Here is a 25,920-nt window from a genome sequence, read left to right as displayed (position 1 = left end):
CGCGGGAATGCGGGAGTTGAGGAACTTCAGAGCTCGCGCAGCGCGTCCCGCCGCGCGCCTCCCGACTCGGCGACGATCTCCTCCAGGGTCTGCGGCTCCCGCACGGTGGCGAAGGCGACGGACCCGGCCGCGCCCGCCGCGAAGCCGTAGATCCCGGGCCGGGCAAGGCTGTTGTACGAGTAGTGGTGCGCGAAGTAGTAGGCGCCCGTGTCGAGGACCGCCGCGTAGTCGCCCTGTTCGAGCAGCGGCAGCGGACGGTTCTCGGCGAGCAGGTCGCCCGCGAAGCAGGCAGGGCCCGCGATGTCCTGGCCGACGGGCGGGCCGCTCTTGGCGCGCCCCTTCGCGTCGTACGCGGCGATCCGCAGCGGCCAGGACGCGGGCGCGTACACCGTGCGCGCCGCCACCTGGACGCCCGCGTGCGTCACCGCGATGGGCCGGGCGCCCGCCGTCTTGGCGTACTCGACGCGGGCCAGGATCGTGCCGTGCTTGGCGAGCAGCGAGCGGCCGAACTCGGTGACCAGGCCGTAGCGCCCGTCGAGCAGGCCGGGCACGCGGGACTTCAGGCGGCGCGCGTACTGCGAGTGCGTCGGGGTCTCCTCGTCCGAGCCGAAGTTGACGGGCAGGCCGCCGCCGATGTCGATGGTGTCGATCTGCTGCCGGCCGACCCGTTCGTTGATCTCCTCGGCCAGCTCGTACGTCGCCGCCACACCCCGCACCATCAGTTCCAGCGGCATGCCCTGCGACCCCGAGTGGGCGTGCAGCCGCGTCAGCCAGGGGCGGTCGAGATACGCCTGGACGATCCACTCGCGGGCGCCCTCGTCGCGCAGCGCGACGCCGAACTTGGAGGTTGCCGTGGCGGTGGAGAGGGCGCCGATGGAGCCGCCGCCGATCTGCGGGTTCACGCGCAGGCCGACGGGGGAGCGGGTGGGCGCGGAGCGGGTCATCGCGTCGATGCGGGCCAGCTCCTGCGGGTTGTCCGCGTTCACGGCGATGCCGAGGGCCAGGGCCTCGCGCAGCTCGGCGGGGGTCTTCGCGGGCGAGTCCAGGACGGTGTGCGTGGGCGGCACGCCGGCGGCCCGCGCCAGGGCCAGCTCGCCGGGGCTCGCCACCTCGGCGCCGATGCCCGCGTCGCGCAGCAGGCGCAGGACCGGGACCAGGGGCGATGCCTTGACCGCGAAGGCGTGCAGGACGGGGGTGCCGGGCGGCGTGACCGCCTCGAAGGCGGCGCGCAGGGCGGCGGCGGACGAGCGGATGCCGGTGACGTCCAGGAGGCCGACGATGGGGGACGCGGGGTCGACGAGGCCCTGCTCGACGGCGGCGCGGACGGCCTGGTCGCGCCGGGCGGCGGCGTCCGGCGCCGCATCCGCCGGGGGAGGTCCCGCGGGGTCGGCCGTCGCGAGGCGCCGGGTGGCGGCCTCCGGGTCCGTGGCCGCCTCGGATACGTGTGTGGTCTCCGCGCCCTGATCGCTCATGTGTTCCAGCCAATCACCCGCGACGCGGTATCGCTGCCCCGTCAACGTATTGACTAGCTCTATTCAGCATCGCAGGATGTGAATAACAAGGTCACAGCAGCACGTGACCGCCGGAGCACCACCAGCAGAACTTCACGCGAGGAGGCATCGCCATGTCAGGACCCCGCCCCGTACGGGCACCGCGCGGTACGGAATTGAGCGCCCTGGGATGGCAGCAGGAAGCCGCCCTGCGCATGCTGCAGAACAACCTCGACCCCGAGGTCGCCGAGCACCCCGACAAGCTCGTCGTCTACGGCGGCACCGGCAAGGCCGCCCGCGACTGGCGCTCCTTCGACGCGATGGTCCGCACGCTCAAGACCCTCAAGCAGGACGAGACGATGCTCGTCCAGTCCGGCCGCCCGGTCGGCGTCATGCAGACCCACGAGTGGGCCCCGCGCGTCCTGATCGCCAACTCGAACCTCGTGGGCGACTGGGCGAACTGGGAGGAGTTCCGGCGCCTTGAGGCCCTCGGCCTCACCATGTACGGGCAGATGACCGCGGGCTCCTGGATCTACATCGGCACGCAGGGCATCCTCCAGGGCACGTACGAGACGTTCGCCGCCGTCGCCGCCAAGAAGTTCAACGGCACCCTCGCGGGCACGATCACCCTCACCGCCGGGCTCGGCGGCATGGGTGGCGCCCAGCCGCTCGCCGTCACCATGAACGACGGCGTCGCGATCTGTATCGACGTCGACCCGCGCGCCATCGAGCGCCGCATCGAGCACAAGTACCTGGACGTGAAGGCCGACTCCCTGGAGCACGCGCTCCAGCTGGCCGTCGAGGCGCGCGACGCCCGCCGTCCGCTCTCCATCGGCCTGCTCGGCAACGCGGCGGACCTGCTCCCGCGCATGCTCGCCGAGGGCGCTCCCATCGACATCGTCACGGACCAGACCTCGGCCCACGACCCGCTCGCCTACCTCCCGACCGGCGTCGACTTCGACGACATGCAGACCCTCGCGGCCAAGGACCCGGCGGGCTTCACCACCCGCGCCCGTGAGTCCATGGCCAGGCACGTCGAGGCGATGGTCGGCTTCATGGACGCGGGCGCCGAGGTCTTCGACTACGGAAACTCGATCCGCGGCGAGGCCCAACTGGCGGGCTACGACCGCGCGTTCGCCTTCCCCGGCTTCGTCCCCGCCTACATCCGCCCCCTCTTCTGCGAGGGCAAGGGCCCGTTCCGCTGGGCCGCGCTCTCCGGCGAGGCATCGGACATCCACAAGACCGACAAGGCGCTCCTGGACCTCTTCCCGGAGAACGAGTCCCTGCACCGCTGGATCAAGATGGCGGGGGAGCGGGTCCACTTCCAGGGCCTGCCCGCGCGCATCTGCTGGCTCGGCCAGGGCGAGCGCGACAAGGCGGGCGACATGTTCAACGACATGGTCGGCAACGGCACCCTCGCCGCCCCGCTCGCGATCGGCCGCGACCACCTCGACTGCGGCTCGGTGGCATCCCCGTACCGCGAGACCGAGGCCATGCTCGACGGCTCCGACGCGATCGCCGACTGGCCGCTCCTGAACGCCATGGTGAACGTCGCGTCGGGCGCCTCCTGGGTCTCCATCCACCACGGCGGCGGCGTCGGCATGGGCCGCTCCATCCACGCGGGCCAGGTCTCGGTCGCCGACGGCACCGCGCTGGCCGGCGAGAAGATCCGCCGCGTCCTGACGAACGACCCCGGCATGGGCGTCATCCGGCACGTGGACGCGGGCTACGACATCGCGGAGTCGGTGGCGGACGAGAAGGGCGTACGGATTCCGATGCGCGAGGACGGCACCGCGTGAGCGACACCTTCCTCGCCATGTGGCGTTCGCTGCGGCCCATCGGCCGCAGCGACGCCTCCGGCGGCTACCGCCGCTACGCCTGGACCGGCGCCGACGCCGACTGCCGCGTCTGGTTCCAGGCGCAGGCGGAGGCGCGCGGCCTCGACTACGAGGTCGACCGCAACGGCAACCAGTGGGCCTGGCTCGGCGACCCGTCCCGGGGCGACGCGGTCGTCACCGGCTCCCACCTGGACTCCGTCCCGGACGGCGGCGCCTTCGACGGCCCCCTCGGGGTCGTCTCCGCCTTCGCCGCGCTCGACGAGCTCCGCGCGCGGAAGGTGGCATTCCGCCGTCCCCTCGCCATCACCAACTTCGCCGACGAGGAGGGCGCCCGCTTCGGCCTGGCCTGCGTGGGCTCGCGTCTGACGGCGGGCAAGCTGACCGTCGAGGCCGCGGGTGCGCTGACGGACGCCGACGGCATCACGCTCCCGCAGGCGATGGAGGCGGCCGGGTACGACCCCGAGGCCATCGGCCCGGACCCCGAACGCCTCGCCCGCATCGGCGCGTTCGTCGAGCTGCACGTCGAGCAGGGCCGCGCCCTTGACCTGACCGGCGACCCGGTCGGCATCGCCTCCGCCATCTGGCCGCACGGCCGCTGGCGCTTCGACTTCAGGGGCGAGGCCAACCACGCGGGCACCACCCGCCTGGTGGACCGCCGCGACCCGATGCTCACGTACGCGGAGACGGTCCTGGCGGCCCGCAGGGAGGCCGAACTTGCGGGCGCGGTGGCGACCTTCGGCAAGATCGCGGTCGAGCCGAACGGCGTCAACGCGATCCCGTCCCTGGTCCGGGGCTGGCTGGACTCCCGCGCGGCGGACCAGTCGACGCTCGACACGGTCGTGACGGGCATCGAGAAGGCCGCGCGCGAGTACGCGGACCGGCACGGCATCGACCTCGACGTCGTACGCGAGTCCTTCACGCCGGTGGTCGAGTTCGAGCACGCGCTGCGGGACGAGCTCGGCACGATCCTGGGGAGCGGATCGGAGAGGCCGCTCCCGGTCCTCGGGACGGGTGCGGGACACGACGCGGGCATTTTGTCCGAATCGATCCCCACCGCCATGCTGTTCGTACGGAACCCCACGGGCATCTCGCACTCCCCGGCCGAGTTCGCCGCCGAGGACGACTGCCTGACCGGGGTGACCGCACTGGCCGACGTACTGGAAGGGCTGGCGTGCAGGTGACGACGGAGACCTACTGGCTGGAGCATGCCTGGCTCGACCCGACGGTGGAGCCGGGCGTGGCGGTGGAGGTGACGGGCGACCGGATCACGGCCGTCCGCAAGGGGGTGGACTCCCCGCCACCCGGTGCCACGGTCCTGCGCGGCCTGACGGTCCCCGGCCTGGCGAACACCCACTCGCACGCCTTCCACCGCGCGCTGCGCGGCACGGTCCAGGTGGGCTCGGGCACGTTCTGGACGTGGCGCGAGGTCATGTACTCGGTGGCGGACCGCCTGACGCCTCAGACGTACCACGCGCTGGCCCGCGCGGTGTACGCGGAGATGGCCCTCGCGGGCATCACCACGGTGGGCGAGTTCCACTACCTGCACCACGGGCCGGGCGGCACGCCGTACGCCGACCCGAACGCGATGGGCGAGGCGCTGATCCAGGCTGCGGCGGACGCGGGCATCCGCATCACGCTCCTGGACACGGCGTACGTGGCGTCCGGTCTCCTGACGGAGTCGCGGGGCGAGCCCCCCAACCGCCACCAGCTGCGCTTCTCCGACGGCACGACGGAGGCGTGGGCGGAGCGGGCATCGGCGCTGAAGGACCGCGACCACGCGCGCATCGGCGCGGCGATCCACTCCGTACGGGCCGTGCCCGCGCGGCAGTTGGGCACGGTGGCGGAGTGGGCATCGGCCCGCAGCGCACCGCTCCACGTGCACCTCTCCGAACAGACGGCGGAGAACGAGGCGTGCCAGGCGGTGCACGGCCGCACCCCGACGCAACTCCTCGCGGACCACGGGGTGTTGGGCGCCCGCACGACGGGTGTGCACAACACGCACCTCACGGACGAGGACATCGCCCTGCTCGGCCGCACGACGACGGGCACGTGCATGTGCCCCACGACGGAGCGGGACCTGGCGGACGGCATCGGCCCGGCGGTCCGCCTGCAACGGGCGGGCAGCCCGCTCTCCCTGGGCAGCGACAGCCACGCGGTGATCGACATCCTCGAAGAGGCGCGGGCGATGGAGCTGAACGAGCGCCTGCGCTCGCACACGCGGGGCCACTGGACGGCGGCGGCGCTGCTGCGGGCGGCGACGGCCGACGGGCACGCGGCGCTGGGCTGGGCGGACGCGGGCGTGATCGAGGCGGGCGCGCTGGCCGACTTCGCGACGGTCGCGCTCGACTCGGTCCGCACGGCGGGCCCGCTGCCACGCCTCGCGGCGGAGACGGCGGTCTTCGCGGCCACGGCATCGGACGTCCGCCACACGGTGGTGGGCGGCCGGCATGTCGTCCGGGACGGGGAGCATGCGCTGGTTCCGGACGTGGCCTCGGCTCTGACGGAGGCGATCGCGGCGCTCAGAGAGTGAAGTTGTCCCCAACCCCACCCCTTCCCGAAAACCCGCTGGCGCGGCGGCCCTGGCCTTGGGTGCTGTCGTCACCGGCTCCGCCGAGTTCGTCCTCAAACGCCGGACGGGCTGGATTTCCAGCCCGTCCGGCGTTTGAGGGCATCTTGTCCGGGGTCTGGGGCGGAGCCCCAGGTAGGTCCGGGGCGCAGGCACGGTTTTCGGGAAGGGGCGGGGCTGGGGAAAAAAGTGTCCGAACCTCAGCCCCCTGGAGCCAGCCATGCCCACCACCCTCACCACCCTCATCACCAACATCGCCAGCCTCGTCACGAACGACCCCTCCCAGGGCGACGGAACCCCCCTCGGCCTCCTCACGAACGCAGCCGTCGTCCTGGACGGCGAACGAATCGCCTGGGTGGGCCCCGCCGCCAAGGCCCCCGCGGCGGACGAGACCCACGACGCGCAAGGCCAGGCGGCCATCCCCGGCTTCGTCGACTCCCACTCCCACCTGGTCTTCGCGGGCGACCGCACCCAGGAGTTCAACGCCCGCATGTCGGGCCGCGCGTACTCGGCGGGAGGCATCCGTACGACGGTCGCGGCGACCCGGGCCGCGACGGACGCCGAGCTGGAGGCGAACCTCACCCACTACCTCCGTGAGGCCCTCGCCCAGGGCACGACCACCTTCGAGACGAAGTCGGGCTACGGCCTCAACACCGAGGACGAGTCCCGAGCCCTGCGCATCGCGGCGGCCCACACCGACGAGGTGACGTTCCTCGGCGCGCACATCGTCTCCCCGGACTACGCCGAGGACCCGGCGGCATACGTGGACCTCGTCACCGGCGAGATGCTGGAGGCCTGCGCGCCCCACGCCCGCTGGATCGACGTCTTCTGCGAGAAGGGCGCCTTCGACGGCGACCAGGCCCGCGCCATCCTGACGGCCGGAAAGGCGAAGGGCCTGCACCCCCGCATCCACGCCAACCAGCTCTCCTACGGCCCCGGCGTCCAGCTCGCCGTAGAGCTGGACGCGGCGTCGGCGGACCACTGCACGCACCTCACGGACGCGGACGTGGACGCCCTGGCCAACAGCGACACGGTGGCGACGCTGCTCCCGGGCGCGGAGTTCTCCACCCGGGCCGAGTGGCCGGACGCCCGCCGCATCCTGGACGCGGGCGCGACGGTCGCCCTCTCCACGGACTGCAACCCGGGCTCGTCCTTCACGTCCTCGGTCCCCTTCTGCATCGCCCTGGCGGTACGGGACATGGGCATGACCCCGGACGAGGCGATCTGGTCCGCCACGGCGGGCGGCGCGGCGGCCCTGCGCCGCACGGACATCGGCGTCGTCCGCGAGGGCGCCCGCGCCGACCTCGCCCTCCTCGCCGCCCCGAGCCACGTCCACCTGGCCTACCGCCCGGGCGTCCCGCTGGTGAGCGAGGTCTGGCGCCGGGGTACGCGGGTGGCCTGACGTCCGGGGCGAGCCGTACCGCACTGCCCGGCGGCCCGCTCTAGCGGCCCGCGGGCTCCAGCGGGATGTCCAGGACCGCCTTGCCCGCGACCTCGCGGGCGAGCAGCGCGGCCAGGGACTCGCCGGTGCGGCTCCAGTCGTCGCGGCGGCCGATCTGGGGGTCCAGTTCGCCACGGGCGACGAGGGAAGCGAGCCAGCCGAGGTCGGCGCCGAGGCCGTCGGCGTCGTCCAGCAGGAAGAACGTGGTGAGGGAGCGGTCGTGGCGCCCGCCGTCCCCGAACAGGGCGCCGAACGGGAACTCCTCGCCGGCGCCCGAGCTGTGGCCGACGGCCACCAAGGTCCCGTGGGGCGCCAACGTGTCGTAGGCGTCGACCAGTTGGGGCCCGCCGACCACGTCGATCACCCCGTGGACCGGCTGTATGGACTTCAGGGCGTCGTTCGCCACGATCTCGTGGGCGCCCAGACGGGTCAGCGCATCGCCGTTGGCGGGGTCGCTGGTCGCCGCCACGACCTGCGCGCCGCCGCGCGCCGCGAGCTGTACCGCGAACCTGCCCACGCCGCCGCTCGCCCCCGTCACCAGGACCCGGCGCCCCAGGATCGGCCCGAGTCGCCGCAGCGCGCGCAGCGCCGACCCGGCGGCCACCGGCAGCGCACCGGCCGCGCCCAGCTCCGCGCCCTCGGGCACCGTACCCATGAACTCCGTGTCGACCGCCCGGAGTTCGGCCCAGGCGCCGGTGGGTCCGATCGTGACGACCCGGGTACCGGGCGCGGGTCCGGAGCCGTCGGCGGCTGCCCGCACGACGACCCCCGCGGCGTCCCATCCGGGGACGGTGCCTTCCTCACCGCTCGGTACGACGAACGCGGCTTCCCCGTGGTTGACGGAGAACGTGTGGATGCGGACGAGCGCCTGGTGGGGGCCGGGTTTTGGGTCGGGAATCTCGTTCAGGGCGAGGTGGCCGGGGGCGGAGTGATCGATCGTGAGTGCTCGCATGCCGGTGATAGTGCCACTGAGTGGCATAAGCCAGCAAGGGGCAAATGCTCTCGGGGGGCGGGCCGAGTTAGAGTGACGACATGACGGATGGCAAGGAGACCGGCAAGAACGGCGGCAAGAAGGGCGGCGGCCGCGGCGAGTTGCCGCTGCGGGAGCGGAAGAAGCTGCGTACACGGCGGGCTCTGGCCGAGACGGCCCTCGAACTGTTCTCCGCCAAGGGGTTCGCGGCCGCCACGCTCGACGAGCTGGTCGAGGCCGTCGAGGTCTCCAAGCGCACCTTCTTCCGCACGTTCGCCTCCAAGGAGGACGTCGCGCTCGCGCCGGAGCGCGAGCTCTGGCGGGCCTACGTCGACGACATCAGCGAGCGGCCGTTCGGCGGACAGCCCCTGCTCGCCGTCTTCGAGGGGTCGCTGTACGCCGCCGTGGCGAGCATGGATGAGGGCTGGGAGCGGCGCTTCCTGACGAGCCGCGCGCTGGCCGATGCCACGCCCGCGCTCAACGCGCACAGCCTGCGGCACTGCGCGGAGGTCACCGACGAGGTCGTCGCCCTCGCCGTCGCGCGGCTCGGCGCGGAGCCCCGCACGGACATCACCCCGCTGCGGGTACGGCTGCTCCTGGAGCTGATGCTCTCGGCCTGGCGCGGCGCGCTCAAGGAGTGGTCGGCCCCCGGCGGTGAGCAAGGCCGCGCGGCCCTCGTCGAGGGGATGGACGCCGCGTTCGGCGAGATCCCGGCGCTCCTCGAACTGGCCGCGCAGGAGCCCGTCTTCCGTAGGGTGCGGGCATGAGGGCGATGAAGACCATCGGGCTGCTGGGCGGCATGAGTTGGGAGTCCAGCGCCGAGTACTACCGGCTGCTCAACGAACTCGTGCGGGAGCGGCTCGGCGGCCTGCACTCCGCGCGCTGCGTGCTGTACTCCGTCGACTTCGCCGAGATCGAGCGGCTCCAGGCCGCGGGGGAGTGGGAGCGGGCGGGCGAGGTGCTCGCGCGGGCCGCCAAGGGGGTCGAGGCGGCCGGTGCCGACCTCGTCCTCATCTGCACCAACACCATGCACAAGGTCGCTGAACAGGTCCAGGCGGCTCTCTCCGTGCCTCTCCTGCACCTGGCGGACGCGACCGCCGACGCGGTGCTGCGAGGCGGCGTACGGCGCGTAGGGCTGCTCGGCACCGCGTTCACCATGGAGCAGGACTTCTACCGGGACCGGCTGGCCGCGCGCGGCCTCGAGGTGCTGGTGCCGGACGCGGAGGGGCGCGCGCTGGTGCACCGGGTGATCTACGAGGAATTGTGCCTCGGGGTGGTGCGTGCGGAGTCTCGCGCTGGGTACCAGAAGGTCATCGGCGAACTCGTACGGGACGGTGCCGAGGGCGTGATTCTCGGGTGCACGGAGATCGAGCTGCTCATCGGGCAGGAGCACAGCCCGGTGCCGGTCTACCCGACGACCAGGCTGCACGCGGAGGCGGCCGTGGCGGCGGCGCTGTAGATCAACTCAATAGCGATGCAGCGATGCAGCGATGCCATGAGGGCTCCCGCCCCGGGCCGCGAGACGAACGAACCCACCCGCCTGCCCCGAGCTGCGGGGCAAACGGGTGGGTGGGGATGATCCGTCGCGAAGCGGCGGCCTCGATGTCCGCGAGAACGCCGAGCGGCGAGACCCCTCACTCGTCGACGGTCAATCCCTTGCGGAGCTTGACGAGCGTGCGCGACAGCAGCCGCGACACATGCATCTGCGAGATGCCCAGCTCATCGCCTATCTCCGACTGCGTCATGTTGGCGACGAAGCGGAGCGAGAGGATCTTCCGGTCGCGCGGCGGCAGTTCGGCGATCAGCGGCTTCAACGACTCGACGTACTCGATGCCTTCGAGTCCGTGGTCCTCGTAGCCGATCCGGTCCGCCAGCGCGCCCTCGGAGTCGTCCTCCTCGGGCTGGGCGTCCAGCGAGCTGGCCGTGTAGGCGTTGGACGCCGCCATGCCCTCGACGACCTCGTCGTTGGAGATGCCCAGGCGCTCGGCGAGCTCGCCCACCGTGGGGGCGCGATCGAATTGCTGGGCGAGTTCGTCGCCCGCCTTGGCGAGGTCCAGTCGGAGTTCCTGAAGGCGGCGCGGGACGCGCACCGACCAACTCGTGTCGCGGAAGAAGCGCTTGATCTCGCCGACGATGGTCGGCATCGCGAAGGTGGGGAACTCGACGCCTCGGCTGAGTTCGAAGCGGTCGATCGCCTTGATCAGGCCGATCGTGCCGACCTGGATGATGTCCTCCATGGGCTCGCTGCGGGAGCGGAACCGGGAGGCGGCGAACTTGACCAGGGCGAGGTTGAGTTCGACGAGGGTGTTGCGGACGTACGCGTACTCGTGCGTGCCTTCCTCGAGAGACTCGAGGCGTTCGAAGAGGGTCTTGGACAGAGCCCTCGCATCCAGCGGCCCCACCTCGGCGAACGGCGGGATCTCAGGCAGGTCGGCGAGCCCCTCGGGGACCGCCTCCGTCTCCGGCACGGCCGTCAGGGCCGGAAAGTCGTCCGGCGTGGCTTCCGTGCGGGGACCCGGGATCTCGGTCTCGATACGGTTCGGTGAGAGTGTCGACGTCGCTCGGTCAGTGCGCGATTCGTCGAGCCGGGGTGACATGGTGTCCTCCATCGTTCTCGGCATATGGCTGCCGATGCCAATACGTGCACTGCGGTGTGCGGCGCCTCCAAAGCCGTCCGTGTTGATTACTGTCTCTTCTACCCCTACCCGGTTCCACAGCCCGGTCGCAAGTGCGTTGTGCGGCGAAATGTCCGAATTCGGGGGGATGTTCGGGTACCCGAGCGCGTGTGGAAGGCGTAATGTTCGGGGGCGTCATCAACAGCCACGACGGTCGGAAGTGAGTGACGGAATGGACCGCGGGACAGTCGGTAGCGCGCAGGGTGGCCGGCTTCTGGTCGAAGTCCGGGCCGAGGGCCCGAGCGTCGTCGTGACTCCGGCAGGTGAGTTGGATCACCACACCGCCGATTTGTTGCGTGAACCACTCGAGGCCTGCCTCGACGACGGCTTCTCGCGACTGGTCGTCGACTGCTCGCGACTGGAATTCATGGACTCCACCGGACTCAATGTCCTCCTGGGGGCCCGGCTCAAGGCCGAGGCCGCGGGGGGCGGAGTGCATCTGGCCGCGATGCAGTCGGTGGTGGCCCGAGTCTTCGAGATCACGGGAGCCGAGGCGGTCTTCACTGTCCACGAGACGCTGGAAGCGGCGTTGACCGACTGACGGGCGGCCCGCTGACGGAGCGTGCTCAAGAGTTACGTGCCGGTTGTCTCTATGTGATCACGGCGTTACCAGCGTCACACGGGTCACGTCGAATAAGTGGGTGTTCTCACGGTTCGGCCGGGCAGGAGACACTCTGGATCCGTCGACAGCGGTCCGCGAAATCAATCGTTGCCAAAACAACAGCAGGAACGGCCGAGCAGCCGATGATCCCTCTTGGAGTCCCGCTACTTGTCCAGTTCCTTGTCCAGAGTCCTCCTTGTCGGTGAGGTGAAGCGCTGATGAGCACCACCCGGCCTTGCTCGCCGGGCGACCGCGGTCCGGAGTACGAGACCGCCGTCGCGGACGCTCCCGCGGACCAGGCCGCTCCGGCGGCCGCGGGTCGTCAGGGGCGCCAGGTCCGCAGGCTGAGCCTGAGCGGCGCGAGCGGCATCGTGCCGCTCGCCCGGGACTTCGCGCGCCAGGCGCTTCAGGCGTGGGGCTGGCTGCCCGCGGCGGGCGCGGATCAGCGGGCGGCCGCGGAGGACGTCCTCCTCGTCGTGTCCGAGCTGGTGACCAACGCGTGCCTGCACGCCGAGGGCCCGGACGAGCTCTGGATCTCCTCCGACAGCAAGGTGCTGCGGATAGAGGTCTCCGACCGCGGCGCCGGTCAGCCCGCGCCCCGTACACCGCACCGCGCCGGCCGGCCCGGCGGGCACGGGATGTTCATAGTCCAGCGGCTCTGCCTGGACTGGGGGGTCGTCCGCACCCCGGGGGTCTCGGGCAAGACGGTGTGGGCGGAACTGAGCGCGCCGGTGTAGGGCCGCTCAGTCCCCCCTTGGGTTACCCACGGTTAGTACACGCGCCGGATCACTGAGATCCGGCGCGTTCTTTGTCTTCCCTCGACAAGGCCCCGGGCGTACCTTGAGCGCCCAATCTGATGTGCCGTCAGTAAATCCGCACCGCGGCACGCCACGACCGGCATGAGGGGAACCTGAGGTGTCTCACCAGAAACGAAGCGCCGCACTCGCGCTCGCCACGGTCCTGGCCGGCGGCTCGGCGGTGCTGATGGCCGCCCCCGCCGCGCAGGCCGAGGTCCAGGACGTCAACTACCAGTGCAAGACGCCCATCGGCAACAAAGGCGCCGTATCGCCGATCGACATCAAGAGCGTCAAGAGCGGCAGCGGCTACAAACTCACCATGTCCTTCCAGAAGGGCGTCTCCTCCAGCCCCGTGGAGCTGGGCAAGGGTGCGATGAAGCCGAGCGCGCTCATCAAACTCGGCGGCGCGGAGAGCGGCACCGTGCCGGTCTCCGGGGCGCCCAACGACAAGGCGATCCCCGCCAACACCCCCATCAAGATCAGCGACCTGTCGGGGACGTACACGCCGAAGAAGAGCGGCAAGGTCACCTTCACCGCGGGTGTCCTGACGATCAAGGCGCTCGGTACGACGACGACGTGCACGCCGTCCAACAGCCCCAAGCCCTCGCTCTCCCTCGACGTGAAGGGATCGGGCGGCGGTGGCACCACGGGCGGCGGCTCCGGCGGCTCCAGTGACGACGGCGGCTCCGGCGGCTCGGCGAGCGCCCCCTCCGGCGGCGACGAGCTCCCGCAGACCGGACCCGCGGACTCCGCGATCGCGCTCGGCACCCTCGGCGGCACGGTGCTGCTCGCGGGCGCGGCCGGCGCGCTCTGGCTGACCCGCAGGAACCAGGCGGCCCGGTCGCGCTAGGCGCGGTGCGCGGCGTCGCAGGGACGCGGTGACCGCGCGCGCCCCTGCCCCGACCACCGTGTACGACGCGTACGCCGTGTACGACGCGCACATCGCGCACATCGCGTACGAAGATCCAGGAGCCGCCGATGCCGTCGCTGCTGTCCGTTGCCCGTGCTCTCACCGTGGCCGTGGCCCTACTGGTGACGGGCGTGGCACCGGCGCCTGAGGCGTTCGCCGACGACGCCGAAGCGTGGTCGCTCGCGCCCTCCGCGGGAGGAGGGACGCGGCCCGCGAAGGACGGGCGGCCCTACTTCTACGTGGAGGGCACGCCGGGCTCCGTCCTGGAGGACACGGTGACGGTCACCAATCCGGGGGCGAAGCCGCGCACGGTGGAGCTGAGCGGCGCGGACGCGGACAACACCAAGGGTGGCGCGTTCTCCCTGGAGCGGGGAAAGCCGAAGGACACCGGCTCCTGGATCACGTTCGCCGAGCGCAAGGTCAAGGTGCCGCCGCGCACCCGCGCCGAGGTGCCGTTCAGCGTGAGCGTGCCCGAGGGCGCGGTACCGGGCGACCACCCCGGGGCGATCGTCGCGCGGGAGGGCGGCCGTGACGCCGGGGTCCGCGTGCATCTGCGGGTGAGCGGTCCGACGCTCTCGGCGCTGACGGTGGAGCGCGTGAAGGCCGAGGGCGGGCGCATCTCGTACGACGTCGTCAACCGCGGCAACACGGTCCTGACCCCCAGGCTGACGGTCCACGCGGAGGGCCTCTTCGGCCCGCTGCTCGACCGGGGCCCGCGCCCGCTCCCGGTGGAGCTCCTGCCCGGCCGCAGGGTCTCCCTGACGGAACCGTGGTCCGACGCACCCGCGCTGGACTCCGTCCAGGTCACGCTCACGGTGACGGCGTCGGGCGGAGCCCACGACAAGGCGAAGGCGTCGGCCCGCTTCGTGCCGTGGGGCGCGGTGGCGGGGGCGGGCGCCGGGGTGCTCGGGCTCGTGGCGGCGGGGGTGTGGGCCGTGCGCAGACGCAGAGCCTCCGGGGACCCACCGCGGGACGAACCCGAACAGGGCGGTACGGAGCTGGAGTTGGCGGGAGCGGGCACGGGAAGGGGCGAGCAACTGTGAACGGCTACCGACGAGGCGGCAGGGCATCCATGGCCGCGGCCGCCGTGCTTGCGGCACTCGTGGCGCTCCTGCTCCCTGCGGGGCAGGCCGCCGCCGCGGACAAGCCGGAGGTCACCCTCTCCAAGGCCGAGGCCGGCAAAGGGGGCGACATCACCGTCAAGGGCGAGGGATGGCGGCCCGGCGCCCTGCTCATGATGCTCGTCTGCGGTCAGGCCACCCCGGCCAGGGGCGTACCCGGCGGCACGAACTCCTGCGCCAACGACACCGGCCGCGCCGTCACCACGGACGGCAAGGGCACCTTCAGCAAGAAGCTCCCCGTGGCCGAGCCGCCCAAGGCCTGCCCCTGCGTGGTCCACGTGGCGACGGTGACCGGGGAGAAGGCCCAGGCGGACGCCGCCTTCAAGGTCGCGGGCCACCCCGTGGAACCCCTGCCCGAGCAGCAGGGCGGCGGCAGGCTCTCCGTCCTCACCGACACCCGGCTCGAAGGCTCCAGCGGCGTACTGACCTGGTTCGGCGCCCCGCCGTCCCGCACGTTCGTCTTCACCGTGGGCAACGTCGGCTCGGCTCCCGTCAAGGACCCCGTCTTCCAAGTGGGCACCTCGCACGGCGTGTTCGCCCCGCAGTGGGAGGAGCAGCAGTGGCGCGGCACCATCGCCCCCGGCAAGAAGGCCCAGATCAAGCTGCCGGTCGAGCTCTCGGCCGGAGCGCACGGCGACTACCTCGTCTCCCTGAAGTTCGGCGGCAAGGTGCTCGCCGAGCAGCCCTGGGGCGTCGGCCGCCCCTGGGGCGTCACCGTCTTCTGGATCCTGCTCTGCGTCGTCGTGCCGGCCGCCGTCTTCCGCATCGGCATGGCGGTGGTGGACAAGCTCCGCCCCAACCGCCGCCGAGGAGGCCGGGGCTCCCGCCCGGCGGGGCGCCACCGCACCGGCAGGATCGCCGAACTCACCGACCGGCTGCCGAAATTGCGACTGCCCCAGGGTGCGGTCGCGGCGGACGAGACGGCCCGTACGCCACGTACGCAGCCGCCCCGCGATTCCGGCAGGTCCGGCAGGTCCGGCAAGTCCGCCAACGACGGGGCCACGACCACGGGCACCCTCCCGTGGTTCACCCCTGACACAGACCCCGGCGCAGGGACCCCACCCGCCGGAAAGCTCTCCGCACCGTCAGAGAACAGCCCGACGACGAAGGGAAACACGTGATCAGCACACGACGGAGAGCGGGCGCGGCCTCGGTCTCGCTCCTGCTGGGCGGGGCGGGCATCCTGCTGGGCGCGAGCCCCGCGCAGGCGGCCGAGGTGGCGTACAAGACGGAGTGCATACCGCCGTCGATCTCGGGCCTTCCGCCCGTGCAGGGCACCACGAAGGTGGAGATCACCGCGCCCGCCACCGCGAAGGTGGGCGACGAGGTCGAGGTCGTGTGGAAGACCACTCAGGCCGCGTCCAAGAACCCGGACATCCTCGACCTGGACAAGGACACGGTGAAGCCGACCGGCACCATCAAGCTGGGCGGCGGCCAGAGCGGTGACCTGGCGGTGGCGGGCGAGCGGGTCAATCCGCCGATCAAGAAGAACAGCCCGATGATCCTGTCCGACATGAAGGGCAAGCTGAAGCTGACCAAGGCGGGCGACATCACGCTCACCCCGGGCGCGTACAACATCAACGTCAGCAAGCCGATGTCGACCGACACCAAGTGCACGCCGAAGGAAGAGGTCAAGGCGGGCGCGACCATCAAGGTGACGGAGGGCGGCGGCGGTTCGGGCGGCGGTACGTCGGGTGGCAGCACCTCGGGCGGCAGCACGTCCGGAGGCACCACGTCCGGAGGCAGCACCTCCGGCGGCTCCAACGGCGGTGACACCGGGGGCGGTTCCACCGGCGGTGGCGGCGGCGAGACCGACTTCCCCGGCAAGGAAGTCCAGACCCCCTACAAGTGCAAGACGCCCATCGGCGACAAGGACGCCACCTCCCCCGTCCAGATCAACGCCAAGAAGGACGGCGGCGACTACGGCCTCACCGTCGAGTTCAAGAAGTCCGTCATGGACAGCCCCGCCGACATCCCCGCGGACTCGGTGAAGCCGTCGATGGAGGTCAAGCTGGGCGGCGCGGACAAGGGCACGGTGCACGTCGAGGGCCCCACCAACAAGGAGCCCATCAAGTCCGGCGACCCGATGACCATCCCTGACCTGACGGGCACGTACAAGCCGGGCGCCGACGGCAAGTCGACGCTCTCGCCGGGCGTCCTCACGGTCAAGGCGCTGGGTACGACGACGACCTGCACCCCGACCAAGGCCGATGTGTCCCTGGAGATCGACACGGCGGCACAGCCTGGTGGCGCCGCCGGTGGTTCCGGCGACGGTTCTGCGGGCGGATCCGCAACCGGCGGTGGCTCCGCCGCGGGCGGTGGCGGCGACCTCGCCGAGACCGGCGCCGACGACAACGGGGCCTTGCGGGCGCTCGGCCTCGTCGCGGGCACGGTGATCCTGCTGGGCGGCGCGGTCTTCACGTTCCTCCCGAGGCGAAGGAGTGGCGTGCGCTGAGGCCCCCCGTAAGGGGGCGCGGGGAACTGCGCGAGCAACCAGAGATGACCCGCACCGGCCGATGGTGCGTACCCCGCAGACGCGTGTGCCCGCGGCGGTCCGACCGGCGGGTGCGGGTCGCCTTGCGTTGCTCGCGCAGCTCCCCGCGCCCCTCAAGGGGCCCTCAGGCGTGCTGCCGCAGCCAGCGGAGGACCGCCTGGGCGAGACCGGGGCGCTTCAGGAGCTCGCCCCCATGAGCCGTACCCGGCTCGACACGCACGGTGACGTCGCGCAGGCCCGCCCGCCGCTCCGCGCCCGCGAGGTCGTTGGAGTGCGCGGTCGGCACGAAGTCGCCCGCCGAGTGCGTGAGGAACATCGGCGGGTCGTCCGTGCCCGACGCGTGCGACATGGCGGCGAGGTCGTCCCACTTCCGCAGGCACCGCCGCTCGCCCCGGTCCGGCGAGCACCCCGCGAGCCGCTCCGCCGAGCGCCGCAGCTTGCGGTGGGCCGGCGAGGCGCCGGGCGTCCCGCCGTCGAGCCAGGCGCGGTAGGGCGAGGCCACGGGGGAGAGGGCCACCACGCCGCGCACCCGCCCCCGCCCCGCGCCGTAGGCCCCGGCGCTGACGGCGAGGTGCCCGCCGGCGGACGATCCGAGCACCACGGGAGCGCCGCCGCCGCGCCGCTTCACCCACCGCAGGGCCGCGAGCACGTCGTCGCGCTGCGCGGGCCAGGCGGCGTCCGTGGCGAGCCGGTAGTCGGTGTCGTACACGGTGAACCCGCGGGCCGCGAACCACCGCGCCCACCCGCTCCAGTCGGTGTCCCGCACCCAGGAGCCGCCGTGCAGGATCAGCAGGGCCGGGCGCCCGGAACGGTCGCCGTACACGGTGATCTTCTGCCGCGCGTGCCCCCCGTACGAGAAGGTCCGGCCCGGCGACGGCTCGGGAGCCGCCTGGACGGCGGCACTGGACGACAGCAACGCCACACAGAGGGCGAGGACCGGCAATGTACGGCGCATGGCCAGATGCTCCACCGCGCGGCCCCGCCACCGGCACAGAAACGTTCCGCGTCACCGCCACGGGTTAGCGAACGATCCCCTGTTCGCGCGAGTGGACGTACGAAAAGGGCCGCCGCACCCTTCACAGGTGCGGCGGCCCTTCCCTTCGTCCACCGGCCCGCTGAGGGCGCGGCGGACGTCAGTTGACGGAACCCATGAGTTCCTTGACCTTCTTGCGGTTCATCCAGATGCCGAAGCCCGCGATGACGGCGATGGCCGCCTCGACGGCGACCGCACCCGAGTTGTTCAGGTCGATGCCGAGCTGCGGCGATGTCAGCAGACCGGTGACGGAGTCGCCCGCGGTGACCGCGAGGAACCAGACACCCATCATCTGGGCGGTGTACTTCGCCGGGGCCATCTTCGTGGTGACGGAGAGGCCGACCGGGGAGAGGCAGAGCTCGCCGACGGTCTGGATGAAGTAGATCGCCACCAGCCACATCGGGCTGACCTTGCCGCCGTTGTTGGCGGTGTCGATCAGCGGGATGAGGAAGACGAGGAAGGAGATGCCGATCAGCGTGAGGCTGGAGGCGAACTTGACCGCCGTGCTCGGCTCCTTGCCCCGCTTGTTCAGCCAGAGCCACGCCGAGGCGACCACGGGGGCGAGCGCCATGATGAAGATCGGGTTCAGCGACTGGTACCAGGAGGTCGGGAAGTCGAACCCGAGCAGGTTGTTCGTCGTCGAGTGCTCGCCGAAGATCGACAGCGTCGAGCCGTTCTGGTCGTAGATCATCCAGAAGACGGCGGCGACGATGAAGAACCAGACGTAGCCCGACAGCTTGGACTGCTCCAGGTCCGTCAGTTCCTTGTCGCGCTTCATGCGGACCAGGACGGTGACCGGGATGACCAGACCGGCGATGGTGAGGGGCATCAGGGCCCAGTCGGCGAAGTTGCCGGTCACACCCAGGAACGAGTAGAGGGCGACCGCGACGATCAGCCAGATCAGGCCGTTGCGCAGGGCGGACGCGCGCTGCTGCGGCGTCGCGGGCTGCGAGACGACGCTGCTCTCCGCGCTGAGGTGGCGCGAGCCGAGCATGAACTGGCCGAGGCCGAGCGCCATGCCGATCGCGGCGAGCGCGAAGCCGAAGTGCCAGTTGACGTTCTCGCCCACGGTGCCGATGGTCAGCGGGGCGAGGAAGGCGCCCACGTTGATGCCGATGTAGAACAGCGTGAAGCCGCCGTCACGGCGCGGGTCCTCCGGACCGTCGTAGAGGTGGCCGACCATCGCGGAGATGTTCGCCTTCAGCAGGCCGGAGCCGAGGGCGACGAGACCGAGACCCGCGAAGAACGTCGCCGAGCTGGGCAGGGCGAGCGTGATGTGGCCGAGGATGACGACGATGGCGCCGATGGCGACCGTCTTGCGCGGCCCCCAGAAGCGGTCCGCCATCCAGCCGCCGGGCATGGCGAGCAGGTAGACCATCGACATGTAGACGGAGTAGATCGCCGTCGCCGTCGTGGCCGACATGTTCATGCCGCCGGGAGCGATCAAGTACAGCGGGAGCAGAGCTTTCATGCCGTAGAAGCTGTAGCGCTCCCACATCTCGGTCATGAACAGTGTGGCCAGTCCGCGGGGGTGGCCGAAGAAGGTCTTCTCAGAGCCGGGGGTACCGGCGGAGTCCTTCGTCAGGCTGGACGCCATGGGTCGATCCTCGTGTTCGGGACGCGCGGCAAGAGCGTGTGCGCGCCCGGTGGGGGGCGGTCGGCACCGGGGTCCTGCCGTCCACACCCCCACGCCCGGGGGGAGTTCGCGCTCCGTAGGGGGAAGGCGCTGGTACGGGGACTCCGAGATCCACGCCCTGGCGCGTCATCACGCTCAGGGCCCGACCACAGGTCATTCCTTTCAAGGCTGGCAGAAGCCGGCCCGCACATAAAAGAGACCTAAGGCCGCACAGTGGGCCAAAGGTCCTTGCATAGTGCATCAGGCGTTGGGTCACCATACGCCACGACAGTGCGGCATATGGAAGGACTTGAGAGATGGATCACAGGTTGTGATGGAACCAACGGCCCACATTTGAAGGTGATCCTCAGGATCGCACCCCATAGCCGCAGGCGTCGACGATCAGCGGGCGATCACCCCACGACGGTCGTCCGGCGCGGACTACCATCACCCCATGACCCGTGTACTGCTCGCCGAGGACGACGCGTCCATCTCGGAGCCGCTGGCCCGTGCCCTGCGCAGGGAGGGGTACGAGGTCGAAGTGCGTGAGGACGGCCCGACCGCCCTCGACGCCGGGCTGCAGGGCAGCGTCGACCTCGTCGTACTCGACCTGGGGCTGCCCGGCATGGACGGCCTCGAGGTGGCCCGCCGCCTCCGTGCGGAGGGGCACACGGCGCCGATCCTCATCCTGACCGCCCGCGCCGACGAGGTGGACACCGTCGTCGGCCTGGACGCGGGCGCCGACGACTACGTGACCAAGCCCTTCCGCCTCGCCGAACTGCTCGCCCGGGTCCGGGCCCTGCTCCGGCGCGGCGCGGCCGAACCGCAGCAGCCGCCGGCCACGCACGGCGTGCGCATCGACGTCGAGTCGCACCGCGCCTGGATGGGCGAGGAGGAGCTCCAGCTCACGGCCAAGGAGTTCGACCTGCTGCGGGTCCTGGTCCGGGACGCGGGCCGGGTGGTGACGCGGGACCAGCTGATGCGGGAGGTCTGGGACACGACGTGGTGGTCGTCCACGAAGACCCTGGACATGCACATCTCCTGGCTGCGCAAGAAGCTGGGCGACGATGCGGCCAACCCCCGGTACATCGCCACCGTGCGGGGCGTCGGCTTCCGCTTCGAGAAAAGTTAGGGGCTGCGCCCCGTCAGGGGCGCGGGGAACTGCGCGAGCAACTCAAGAAGACCCGCACTCGCCGTAAGACCGCCGTGGGCAAACGCGTCCGCGGGCCCGTCGTGGCCGGCCGCGCAGTTCCCCGCGCCCCTGACGGGGCCCCTGCCGGTTCGTGATCCGGGACACTGGGGGCATGCGCCGTCGTCTCATCAACTCCACGCTCGCCGTGGTCCTCGTCGTCATCGCGGTCTTCGGGGTGAGCCTCGTCATCGTGGAGACGAGGACCATCAGCAGCAGCGCCCAGGAGCGGGTCACATCCGAGGCGCTCCGCCTGGCCAGCATCGTCGACAGCCGTCTCATCAGCGACGAGCGGATCAGCGCCGAGATCCTGCGGGACGTGGCCGCGGTCGACACCGACCGCTATGCCCTCATCGAGATCCCCGGCCGCCGCCCCATCGAGATCGGCAGCCGCCCCACCGGTGACGTCATCCACGACACGGCCAGGGGCGAGGAGGGCGAGAAGGTCACCGTCGAGGAGCCGCGCACCGCGGTCACCCAGGAGGTCGGCCGCACCCTGCTGATCATCGCCGCGGTGGCCCTGCTCGCGATCGTCGCCGCCGTGCTCCTCGCCGTCCGGCAGGCCAACCGCCTGGCCTCGCCGCTCACCGACCTCGCGGAGACCGCGGAGCGCCTCGGCTCGGGCGATCCCAGGCCCCGCCACAAGCGGTACGGGGTGCCGGAGCTCGACCGCGTCGCGGACGTCCTGGACGGCAGCGCCGAGCGGATCGCCCGGATGCTGACCGCCGAGCGCAGGCTCGCCGCCGATGCCTCGCACCAGCTGCGTACGCCGCTGACGGCCCTCTCCATGCGCCTGGAGGAGATCACCGTCACCGAGGACCTGGACACGGTGAAGGAGGAGGCCACGATCGCGCTCGCGCAGGTCGAGCGCCTCACCGACGTCGTGCAGCGGCTGCTCACGAACTCACGCGACCCGCGCACCGGCTCCGCGGTCTCCTTCGACCTGGACGAGGTCATCAAGCAGCAGCTGGAGGAGTGGCGCCCGGCCTACCGCAGCGCGGGCCGCGCCATCGTCAGCTCGGGCAAGCAGCACCTGCGGGCCGTGGGCACGCCGGGGGCGGTCGCACAGGTCCTCGCGGCGCTCATCGAGAACTCGCTCATGCACGGCGGCGGCACCGTGGCCCTGCGGACCCGCGTGACGGGAACCCAGACGGTCGTGGAGGTCACGGACGACGGTCCCGGCGTCCCCGCCGATCTCGGCGCGCGGATCTTCGAGCGGACCATCAGTGGCCGCAACTCGACGGGGATCGGCCTGGCGGTCGCCCGGGACCTGGCCGAGGCCGACGGCGGCCGCCTGGAGATGCTCCAGACCAAGCCACCGGTGTTCGGCCTGTTCCTGTCGCGCACGCCGCCGCACAAGCGCGACCGTGAGCACGAGGAGACGGTGCGCTAGCGCGTGCCCCGCACGACGGGCCGCTTCTCTTCGCCCGCCGGAGCCGCCGGAGCCGCCGGGGCCGCGGTCCCGTCCTCCAGGAACGATTCCGCACGGGCGACGGCCTCCCGCGCGGGCAGCGTCTTGAAGACCCAGGTGCGGTAGGACCAGAAGCGGAAGCAGGTGGCGATGCCGATGCCGACGAACTTGAAGATGTTGCGCTGCAGCGGGCTGTCCCAGTCGAAGCCGTAGATCGCCGCGTACAGGACGCCGTTCTCGATCACCAGGCCGACCGCGCTGAACATCAGGAACAGCGTGAGCTCCTTGGTGCGGGAGCTCTTGTCGCGGTCCCTGTACGTGAAGTAACGGAAACCGACGTAATTGAAGGCGATGGCCACGACCGTGGCGATCACGTTCGCGCGCACGGCCTGGAGATCCGTCGTGTGCCACAGCAGGTTGGAGACGCCGAAATTCACCAGCGTGCCCAGCGCCCCCACGGCGCCGAACTTGGCCACTTCGCGCGCGAGCTGCTCCAGTCGCACCCGTAGTGCGCCACGTTCCGTCATGGTGGTCGCCCCAACCCCCGTCGTCGATTCGTTCCGGTCCGGTCCTCGTCGACGTATGTGGTGATTCGGTCGCGTCAACCCAGCCATGCTAACCAGCGACCCCCACCGGTCGCGCGCGGACTTCTCCACACTGTGGCGGCTCCGTGACGACGGAGCCCGTGCGGTGCACGGAAACCGGCCGTTCCCGCGTGGCTGATACAGGCCGATACCCTGGGGGTGTGACGTTCCCGGTAGTCGGCATGGTCGGCGGCGGTCAGCTCGCTCGTATGACACACGAGTCGGGCATCCCGCTAGGCATCAGATTCAAGCTCCTCAGTGACACCCCTCAGGATTCCGCGGCGCAGGTCGTCAGCGACGTCGTCATCGGCGACTATCGCGACCTCGACACGCTGCGTGCGTTCGCGAGGGGCTGCGACGTGATCACTTTTGATCACGAACACGTACCCACCGAGCATCTACGGGCCCTGGAGGCGGACGGCATCCCCGTGCGCCCGGGGCCCGACGCGCTGGTGCACGCCCAGGACAAGGGCGTGATGCGCGAGAAGCTCACGGAGATCGGCGTGCCGTGTCCACGCCACCGGATCGTGCGCGATCCGGCCGACGCGGCGGCCTTCGCGGCCGAAGGCGACGGCTTCCCCGTGATCCTCAAGACGGTGCGTGGCGGCTATGACGGGAAGGGGGTGTGGTTCGTCCGTTCCGTCGAGGACGCCGAAGACCCCTTCCGGGCCGGTGTCCCCGTCCTGGCCGAGGAGAAGGTCGACTTCGTACGGGAGCTCGCGGCGAACGTCGTGCGCTCGCCGCACGGCCAGGCCGTGGCCTACCCCGTCGTCGAGTCGCAGCAGGTCGACGGCGTCTGCGACACGGTGATCGCACCCGCGCCCGGCCTCTCGGAGGAGCTCGCGGGCCAGGCGCAGGAGCTGGCGCTCAGGGTCGCCAAGGAGCTCGGCGTGGTCGGCCACCTCGCGGTCGAGCTCTTCGAGACGCGCGACGGCCGCATCCTGGTGAACGAACTGGCGATGCGCCCGCACAACTCGGGCCACTGGACGCAGGACGGGGCGATCACGTCCCAGTTCGCGAACCACGTGCGCGCGGTCCTCGACCTGCCCCTGGGCGACCCGCGCCCTCGGTCGAAGTGGACGGTCATGGCCAATGTCCTGGGCGGCGACTACCCGGACATGTACCAGGCGTACCTGCACTGCATGGCGCGCGACCCGCAGCTGAAGATCCACATGTATGGCAAGGACGTGAAGCCGGGACGCAAGATCGGCCACGTCAACACCTACGGCGATGACCTGGACGACGTGCTCGAGCGCGCGCGTCACGCGGCCGGCTATCTCAGAGGAACGATCACCGAATGACCGCACCTGTAGTTGGCATTGTCATGGGCTCGGACTCGGACTGGCCGGTCATGGAGGCCGCGGCCAAGGCCCTGGACGAGTTCGAGATCCCGTACGAGGTGGACGTCGTCTCGGCGCACCGCATGCCGCGCGAGATGGTCGCGTACGGCGAGGAGGCGGCGGACCGGGGCCTCAAGGCGATCATCGCCGGGGCCGGCGGCGCCGCGCACCTGCCGGGCATGCTGGCGTCGGTCACCCCGCTGCCGGTGATCGGCGTGCCCGTACCGCTCAAGTACCTGGACGGCATGGACTCGCTCCTGTCCATCGTGCAGATGCCCGCGGGTGTGCCGGTGGCGACGGTCTCGGTGGGCGGCGCGCGCAACGCGGGCCTCCTCGCGGCGCGCATCCTTGCCACGCACGACCCCGAACTCCTGGCCCGGATGCGGGAGTTCCAGCAGGAGCTGAACGAACAGGCCACGGAGAAGGGCAAGCGACTTCGCGCCAAGGTCGAAAGCATGGGTTCCGGCTTCGGCTTCGGCTCGGGAAAGTGAGCGGCATGACGTCTCCCGCTCTTCCCGACGCCCGCGCCCTGCTCGCCGAATTCCCGGTGGTCGACGGCCACAACGACCTGCCCTGGGCCCTGCGCGAGAAGGCCGGTTACGACATCGACCGCCTCGACATCGCGGCCGACCAGACCGGCAGGCTCCACACGGACATCGCGCGCCTGCGGGCGGGCGGGGTCGGTGCGCAGTTCTGGTCGGTGTACGTCCGCACGGACCTGACGGGCGACGCCGCGGTGAGCGCGACGCTCGAACAGATCGACTGCGTCGACCAGTTGATCACGCGCTACCCGGCGGACCTGCGGCGCGCGCTGACGGCGGCGGACATGGAGGAGGCGCGGGCGGAGGGTCGCATCGCGTCCCTGATGGGCGCCGAGGGCGGCCACTCCATCAACAACTCCCTGGCGACACTGCGGGCGTTGCACGCGCTCGGCGTCCGCTACATGACGCTGACGCACAACGACAACATCGCGTGGGCGGACTCGGCGACGGACGAGCCGGGGGTCGGCGGGCTCTCCCCGTTCGGCCACGAGGTCGTACGCGAGATGAACCGCAGCGGCATGCTCGTGGACCTCTCCCACGTGGCGGCGACGACGATGCGGGCGGCCCTGGACACCTCCGTGGCGCCGGTGATCTTCTCGCACTCCTCGGCGCGCGCGGTGTGCGACCACCCGCGCAACATCCCGGACGACGTCCTGGAGCGCCTGCCCGCCAACGGCGGCGTCGCGATGGCCACCTTCGTGCCGAAGTTCGTGCTGCAGGCGGCGGTCGACTGGACGGCGGCGGCCGACGAGAACATGCGGGCGCACGGCTTCCACCACCTGGAGACGACGCCGGAGGCGATGAAGGTCCACGCGGCCTTCGAGGAGTCGACCCCGCGCCCGGTGGCCACGGCGGCGACGGTCGCCGACCACCTCGACCACATGCGCGAGGTCGCCGGCATCGACCACATCGGCATCGGCGGCGACTACGACGGCACGGCGTTCACGCCGGACGGCCTGGACGACGTCGCGGGATACCCGAACCTGATCGCGGAGCTCCTGACCCGCGGCTGGTCGAAGGACGACCTGGCCAAGCTGACGTGGCGGAACGCCGTGCGCGTCCTGGGCGCCGCGGAGGACGTGGCACGCGACGTGCGGTCCCGTCGCGGTCCGTCGAACGCGACGCTTCAGCAGCTGGACTGCTGAGGGCCGCAGACGGTCAAGAGAGCGGGGGCGCGGCCGGGGGGGCGCGCCCCCCCACCCCGTTACAGGCCACCCCCATACGCACAAGGCCACGCACCAGCGCGCGCAACGCAGCGAGCCCGCGAAGACCAACTACACCCCCTCGTCGGACGCGCCCGACC

General features: G+C 71.4%; 23 protein-coding genes. 17 read left to right on the top strand and 6 right to left on the bottom strand.

Annotated features, from left to right (window positions below):
- Window positions 1-26 precede the first annotated feature (26 nt).
- Window positions 27-1,472, bottom strand: a complete 1,446-nt coding sequence (locus tag ACIGXX_RS41870; protein WP_399984174.1) for a diaminopimelate decarboxylase — start codon at window positions 1,470-1,472, stop codon at window positions 27-29.
- 152 nt (window positions 1,473-1,624) lie between these two features.
- Between ACIGXX_RS41870 and hutU the strand changes: the two genes are divergently transcribed.
- The 4 genes from hutU to hutI all read left to right on the top strand — a co-directional run bounded on the left by hutU (window position 1,625) and on the right by hutI (window position 7,296).
- Window positions 1,625-3,289 (top strand): urocanate hydratase, encoded by a 1,665-nt coding sequence (hutU, locus tag ACIGXX_RS41865; protein WP_351163109.1) that lies wholly within the window; start codon window positions 1,625-1,627, stop codon window positions 3,287-3,289.
- A 17-nt stretch (window positions 3,290-3,306) separates the two neighbouring features.
- Window positions 3,307-4,509: an allantoate amidohydrolase gene (locus ACIGXX_RS41860; RefSeq protein ID WP_351163278.1), complete on the top strand. Its 1,203-nt coding sequence runs from the start codon at window positions 3,307-3,309 to the stop codon at window positions 4,507-4,509.
- Window positions 4,506-5,858 (top strand): formimidoylglutamate deiminase, encoded by a 1,353-nt coding sequence (locus tag ACIGXX_RS41855; protein ID WP_351163111.1) that lies wholly within the window; start codon window positions 4,506-4,508, stop codon window positions 5,856-5,858. Before ACIGXX_RS41860 ends, ACIGXX_RS41855 begins: the two co-directional genes overlap by 4 nt.
- Before the next feature lie 256 nt (window positions 5,859-6,114).
- On the top strand, window positions 6,115-7,296 hold the full coding sequence (gene hutI / locus ACIGXX_RS41850) for an imidazolonepropionase (protein WP_399984169.1): 1,182 nt from the start codon (window positions 6,115-6,117) through the stop codon (window positions 7,294-7,296).
- A 40-nt stretch (window positions 7,297-7,336) separates the two neighbouring features.
- Here the strand turns inward: hutI and ACIGXX_RS41845 are convergent, their stop codons facing one another.
- A complete protein-coding gene (locus ACIGXX_RS41845) occupies window positions 7,337-8,287 on the bottom strand; it encodes a zinc-binding dehydrogenase (RefSeq protein WP_399984166.1) in 951 nt (316 codons plus the stop codon).
- Between the two features lie 80 nt (window positions 8,288-8,367).
- On the opposite strand from ACIGXX_RS41845, the gene ACIGXX_RS41840 reads away from it, so the two are divergent.
- On the top strand, window positions 8,368-9,072 hold the full coding sequence (locus ACIGXX_RS41840) for a helix-turn-helix domain-containing protein (RefSeq protein WP_351163117.1): 705 nt from the start codon (window positions 8,368-8,370) through the stop codon (window positions 9,070-9,072).
- Window positions 9,073-9,077: 5 nt separating this feature from the next.
- A complete protein-coding gene (locus ACIGXX_RS41835; protein ID WP_361471480.1) occupies window positions 9,078-9,764 on the top strand; it encodes an aspartate/glutamate racemase family protein in 687 nt (228 codons plus the stop codon).
- A gap of 175 nt (window positions 9,765-9,939) precedes the next feature.
- Here ACIGXX_RS41835 and ACIGXX_RS41830 read toward each other — a convergent pair whose 3' ends face one another.
- The gene (locus ACIGXX_RS41830) at window positions 9,940-10,902 is read right to left on the bottom strand and encodes an RNA polymerase sigma factor SigF (RefSeq protein ID WP_351163120.1); all 963 of its coding nucleotides are present in this window, start codon (window positions 10,900-10,902) and stop codon (window positions 9,940-9,942) included.
- 250 nt (window positions 10,903-11,152) lie between these two features.
- On the opposite strand from ACIGXX_RS41830, the gene ACIGXX_RS41825 reads away from it, so the two are divergent.
- From ACIGXX_RS41825 to ACIGXX_RS41800, 6 genes are all read left to right on the top strand, one after another.
- Window positions 11,153-11,521, top strand: a complete 369-nt coding sequence (locus ACIGXX_RS41825; protein ID WP_351163122.1) for an STAS domain-containing protein — start codon at window positions 11,153-11,155, stop codon at window positions 11,519-11,521.
- 278 nt (window positions 11,522-11,799) lie between these two features.
- Window positions 11,800-12,318 (top strand): ATP-binding protein, encoded by a 519-nt coding sequence (locus tag ACIGXX_RS41820; RefSeq protein ID WP_351163124.1) that lies wholly within the window; start codon window positions 11,800-11,802, stop codon window positions 12,316-12,318.
- Window positions 12,319-12,496: 178 nt separating this feature from the next.
- Window positions 12,497-13,228, top strand: coding sequence for an LPXTG cell wall anchor domain-containing protein (locus ACIGXX_RS41815; RefSeq protein ID WP_351163126.1), 732 nt, complete (start codon window positions 12,497-12,499; stop codon window positions 13,226-13,228).
- 128 nt (window positions 13,229-13,356) lie between these two features.
- The gene (locus tag ACIGXX_RS41810; protein ID WP_399984159.1) at window positions 13,357-14,331 is read left to right on the top strand and encodes a WxL protein peptidoglycan domain-containing protein; all 975 of its coding nucleotides are present in this window, start codon (window positions 13,357-13,359) and stop codon (window positions 14,329-14,331) included.
- Between the two features lie 29 nt (window positions 14,332-14,360).
- Window positions 14,361-15,530, top strand: coding sequence for a hypothetical protein (locus tag ACIGXX_RS41805; protein ID WP_399984287.1), 1,170 nt, complete (start codon window positions 14,361-14,363; stop codon window positions 15,528-15,530).
- Entirely contained in the window at window positions 15,530-16,864 is a 1,335-nt protein-coding gene (locus ACIGXX_RS41800; RefSeq protein WP_399984284.1) for a hypothetical protein, read from the top strand. The genes ACIGXX_RS41805 and ACIGXX_RS41800 overlap by 1 nt, the downstream gene beginning before the upstream one ends.
- Window positions 16,865-17,027: 163 nt before the next feature.
- Here the strand turns inward: ACIGXX_RS41800 and ACIGXX_RS41795 are convergent, their stop codons facing one another.
- Both ACIGXX_RS41795 and ACIGXX_RS41790 read right to left on the bottom strand, forming a co-directional pair.
- Window positions 17,028-17,858, bottom strand: a complete 831-nt coding sequence (locus ACIGXX_RS41795; protein ID WP_361471429.1) for an alpha/beta hydrolase — start codon at window positions 17,856-17,858, stop codon at window positions 17,028-17,030.
- Window positions 17,859-18,036: 178 nt separating this feature from the next.
- On the bottom strand, window positions 18,037-19,533 hold the full coding sequence (locus tag ACIGXX_RS41790; RefSeq protein ID WP_351163137.1) for an oligopeptide:H+ symporter: 1,497 nt from the start codon (window positions 19,531-19,533) through the stop codon (window positions 18,037-18,039).
- Between the two features lie 472 nt (window positions 19,534-20,005).
- Between ACIGXX_RS41790 and ACIGXX_RS41785 the strand changes: the two genes are divergently transcribed.
- Together ACIGXX_RS41785 and ACIGXX_RS41780 are read left to right on the top strand one after the other, a co-directional pair.
- The gene (locus tag ACIGXX_RS41785; RefSeq protein ID WP_351163139.1) at window positions 20,006-20,683 is read left to right on the top strand and encodes a response regulator transcription factor; all 678 of its coding nucleotides are present in this window, start codon (window positions 20,006-20,008) and stop codon (window positions 20,681-20,683) included.
- A 172-nt stretch (window positions 20,684-20,855) separates the two neighbouring features.
- Window positions 20,856-22,133 carry an ATP-binding protein gene (locus tag ACIGXX_RS41780; RefSeq protein ID WP_351163141.1) on the top strand — a complete coding sequence of 426 codons (1,278 nt, stop codon included), beginning with the start codon at window positions 20,856-20,858 and terminating at the stop codon, window positions 22,131-22,133.
- Here ACIGXX_RS41780 and ACIGXX_RS41775 read toward each other — a convergent pair.
- The gene (locus ACIGXX_RS41775) at window positions 22,130-22,678 is read right to left on the bottom strand and encodes a GtrA family protein (RefSeq protein ID WP_351163143.1); all 549 of its coding nucleotides are present in this window, start codon (window positions 22,676-22,678) and stop codon (window positions 22,130-22,132) included. The two genes, ACIGXX_RS41780 and ACIGXX_RS41775, sit on opposite strands and share 4 nt — an antisense overlap.
- Window positions 22,679-22,836: 158 nt before the next feature.
- On the opposite strand from ACIGXX_RS41775, the gene ACIGXX_RS41770 reads away from it, so the two are divergent.
- Genes ACIGXX_RS41770 through ACIGXX_RS41760 form a run of 3 tightly spaced genes read left to right on the top strand, consistent with a single transcriptional unit; the run spans window position 22,837 to window position 25,762 of the window.
- Window positions 22,837-24,036 (top strand): 5-(carboxyamino)imidazole ribonucleotide synthase, encoded by a 1,200-nt coding sequence (locus ACIGXX_RS41770; RefSeq protein ID WP_351163285.1) that lies wholly within the window; start codon window positions 22,837-22,839, stop codon window positions 24,034-24,036.
- A complete protein-coding gene (purE, locus tag ACIGXX_RS41765; RefSeq protein ID WP_351163147.1) occupies window positions 24,033-24,566 on the top strand; it encodes a 5-(carboxyamino)imidazole ribonucleotide mutase in 534 nt (177 codons plus the stop codon). The genes ACIGXX_RS41770 and purE overlap by 4 nt, the downstream gene beginning before the upstream one ends.
- Before the next feature lie 5 nt (window positions 24,567-24,571).
- Window positions 24,572-25,762 (top strand): dipeptidase, encoded by a 1,191-nt coding sequence (locus tag ACIGXX_RS41760; RefSeq protein WP_351163150.1) that lies wholly within the window; start codon window positions 24,572-24,574, stop codon window positions 25,760-25,762.
- Window positions 25,763-25,920 lie beyond the last annotated feature (158 nt).

The organism is Streptomyces sp. NPDC055243, assembly GCF_044544025.1.
Classification (GTDB): domain Bacteria; phylum Actinomycetota; class Actinomycetes; order Streptomycetales; family Streptomycetaceae; genus Streptomyces.
The sequence above is the reverse complement of the archived record's forward strand: the minus strand, read 5'-3'. Positions and strand labels throughout refer to the sequence as shown.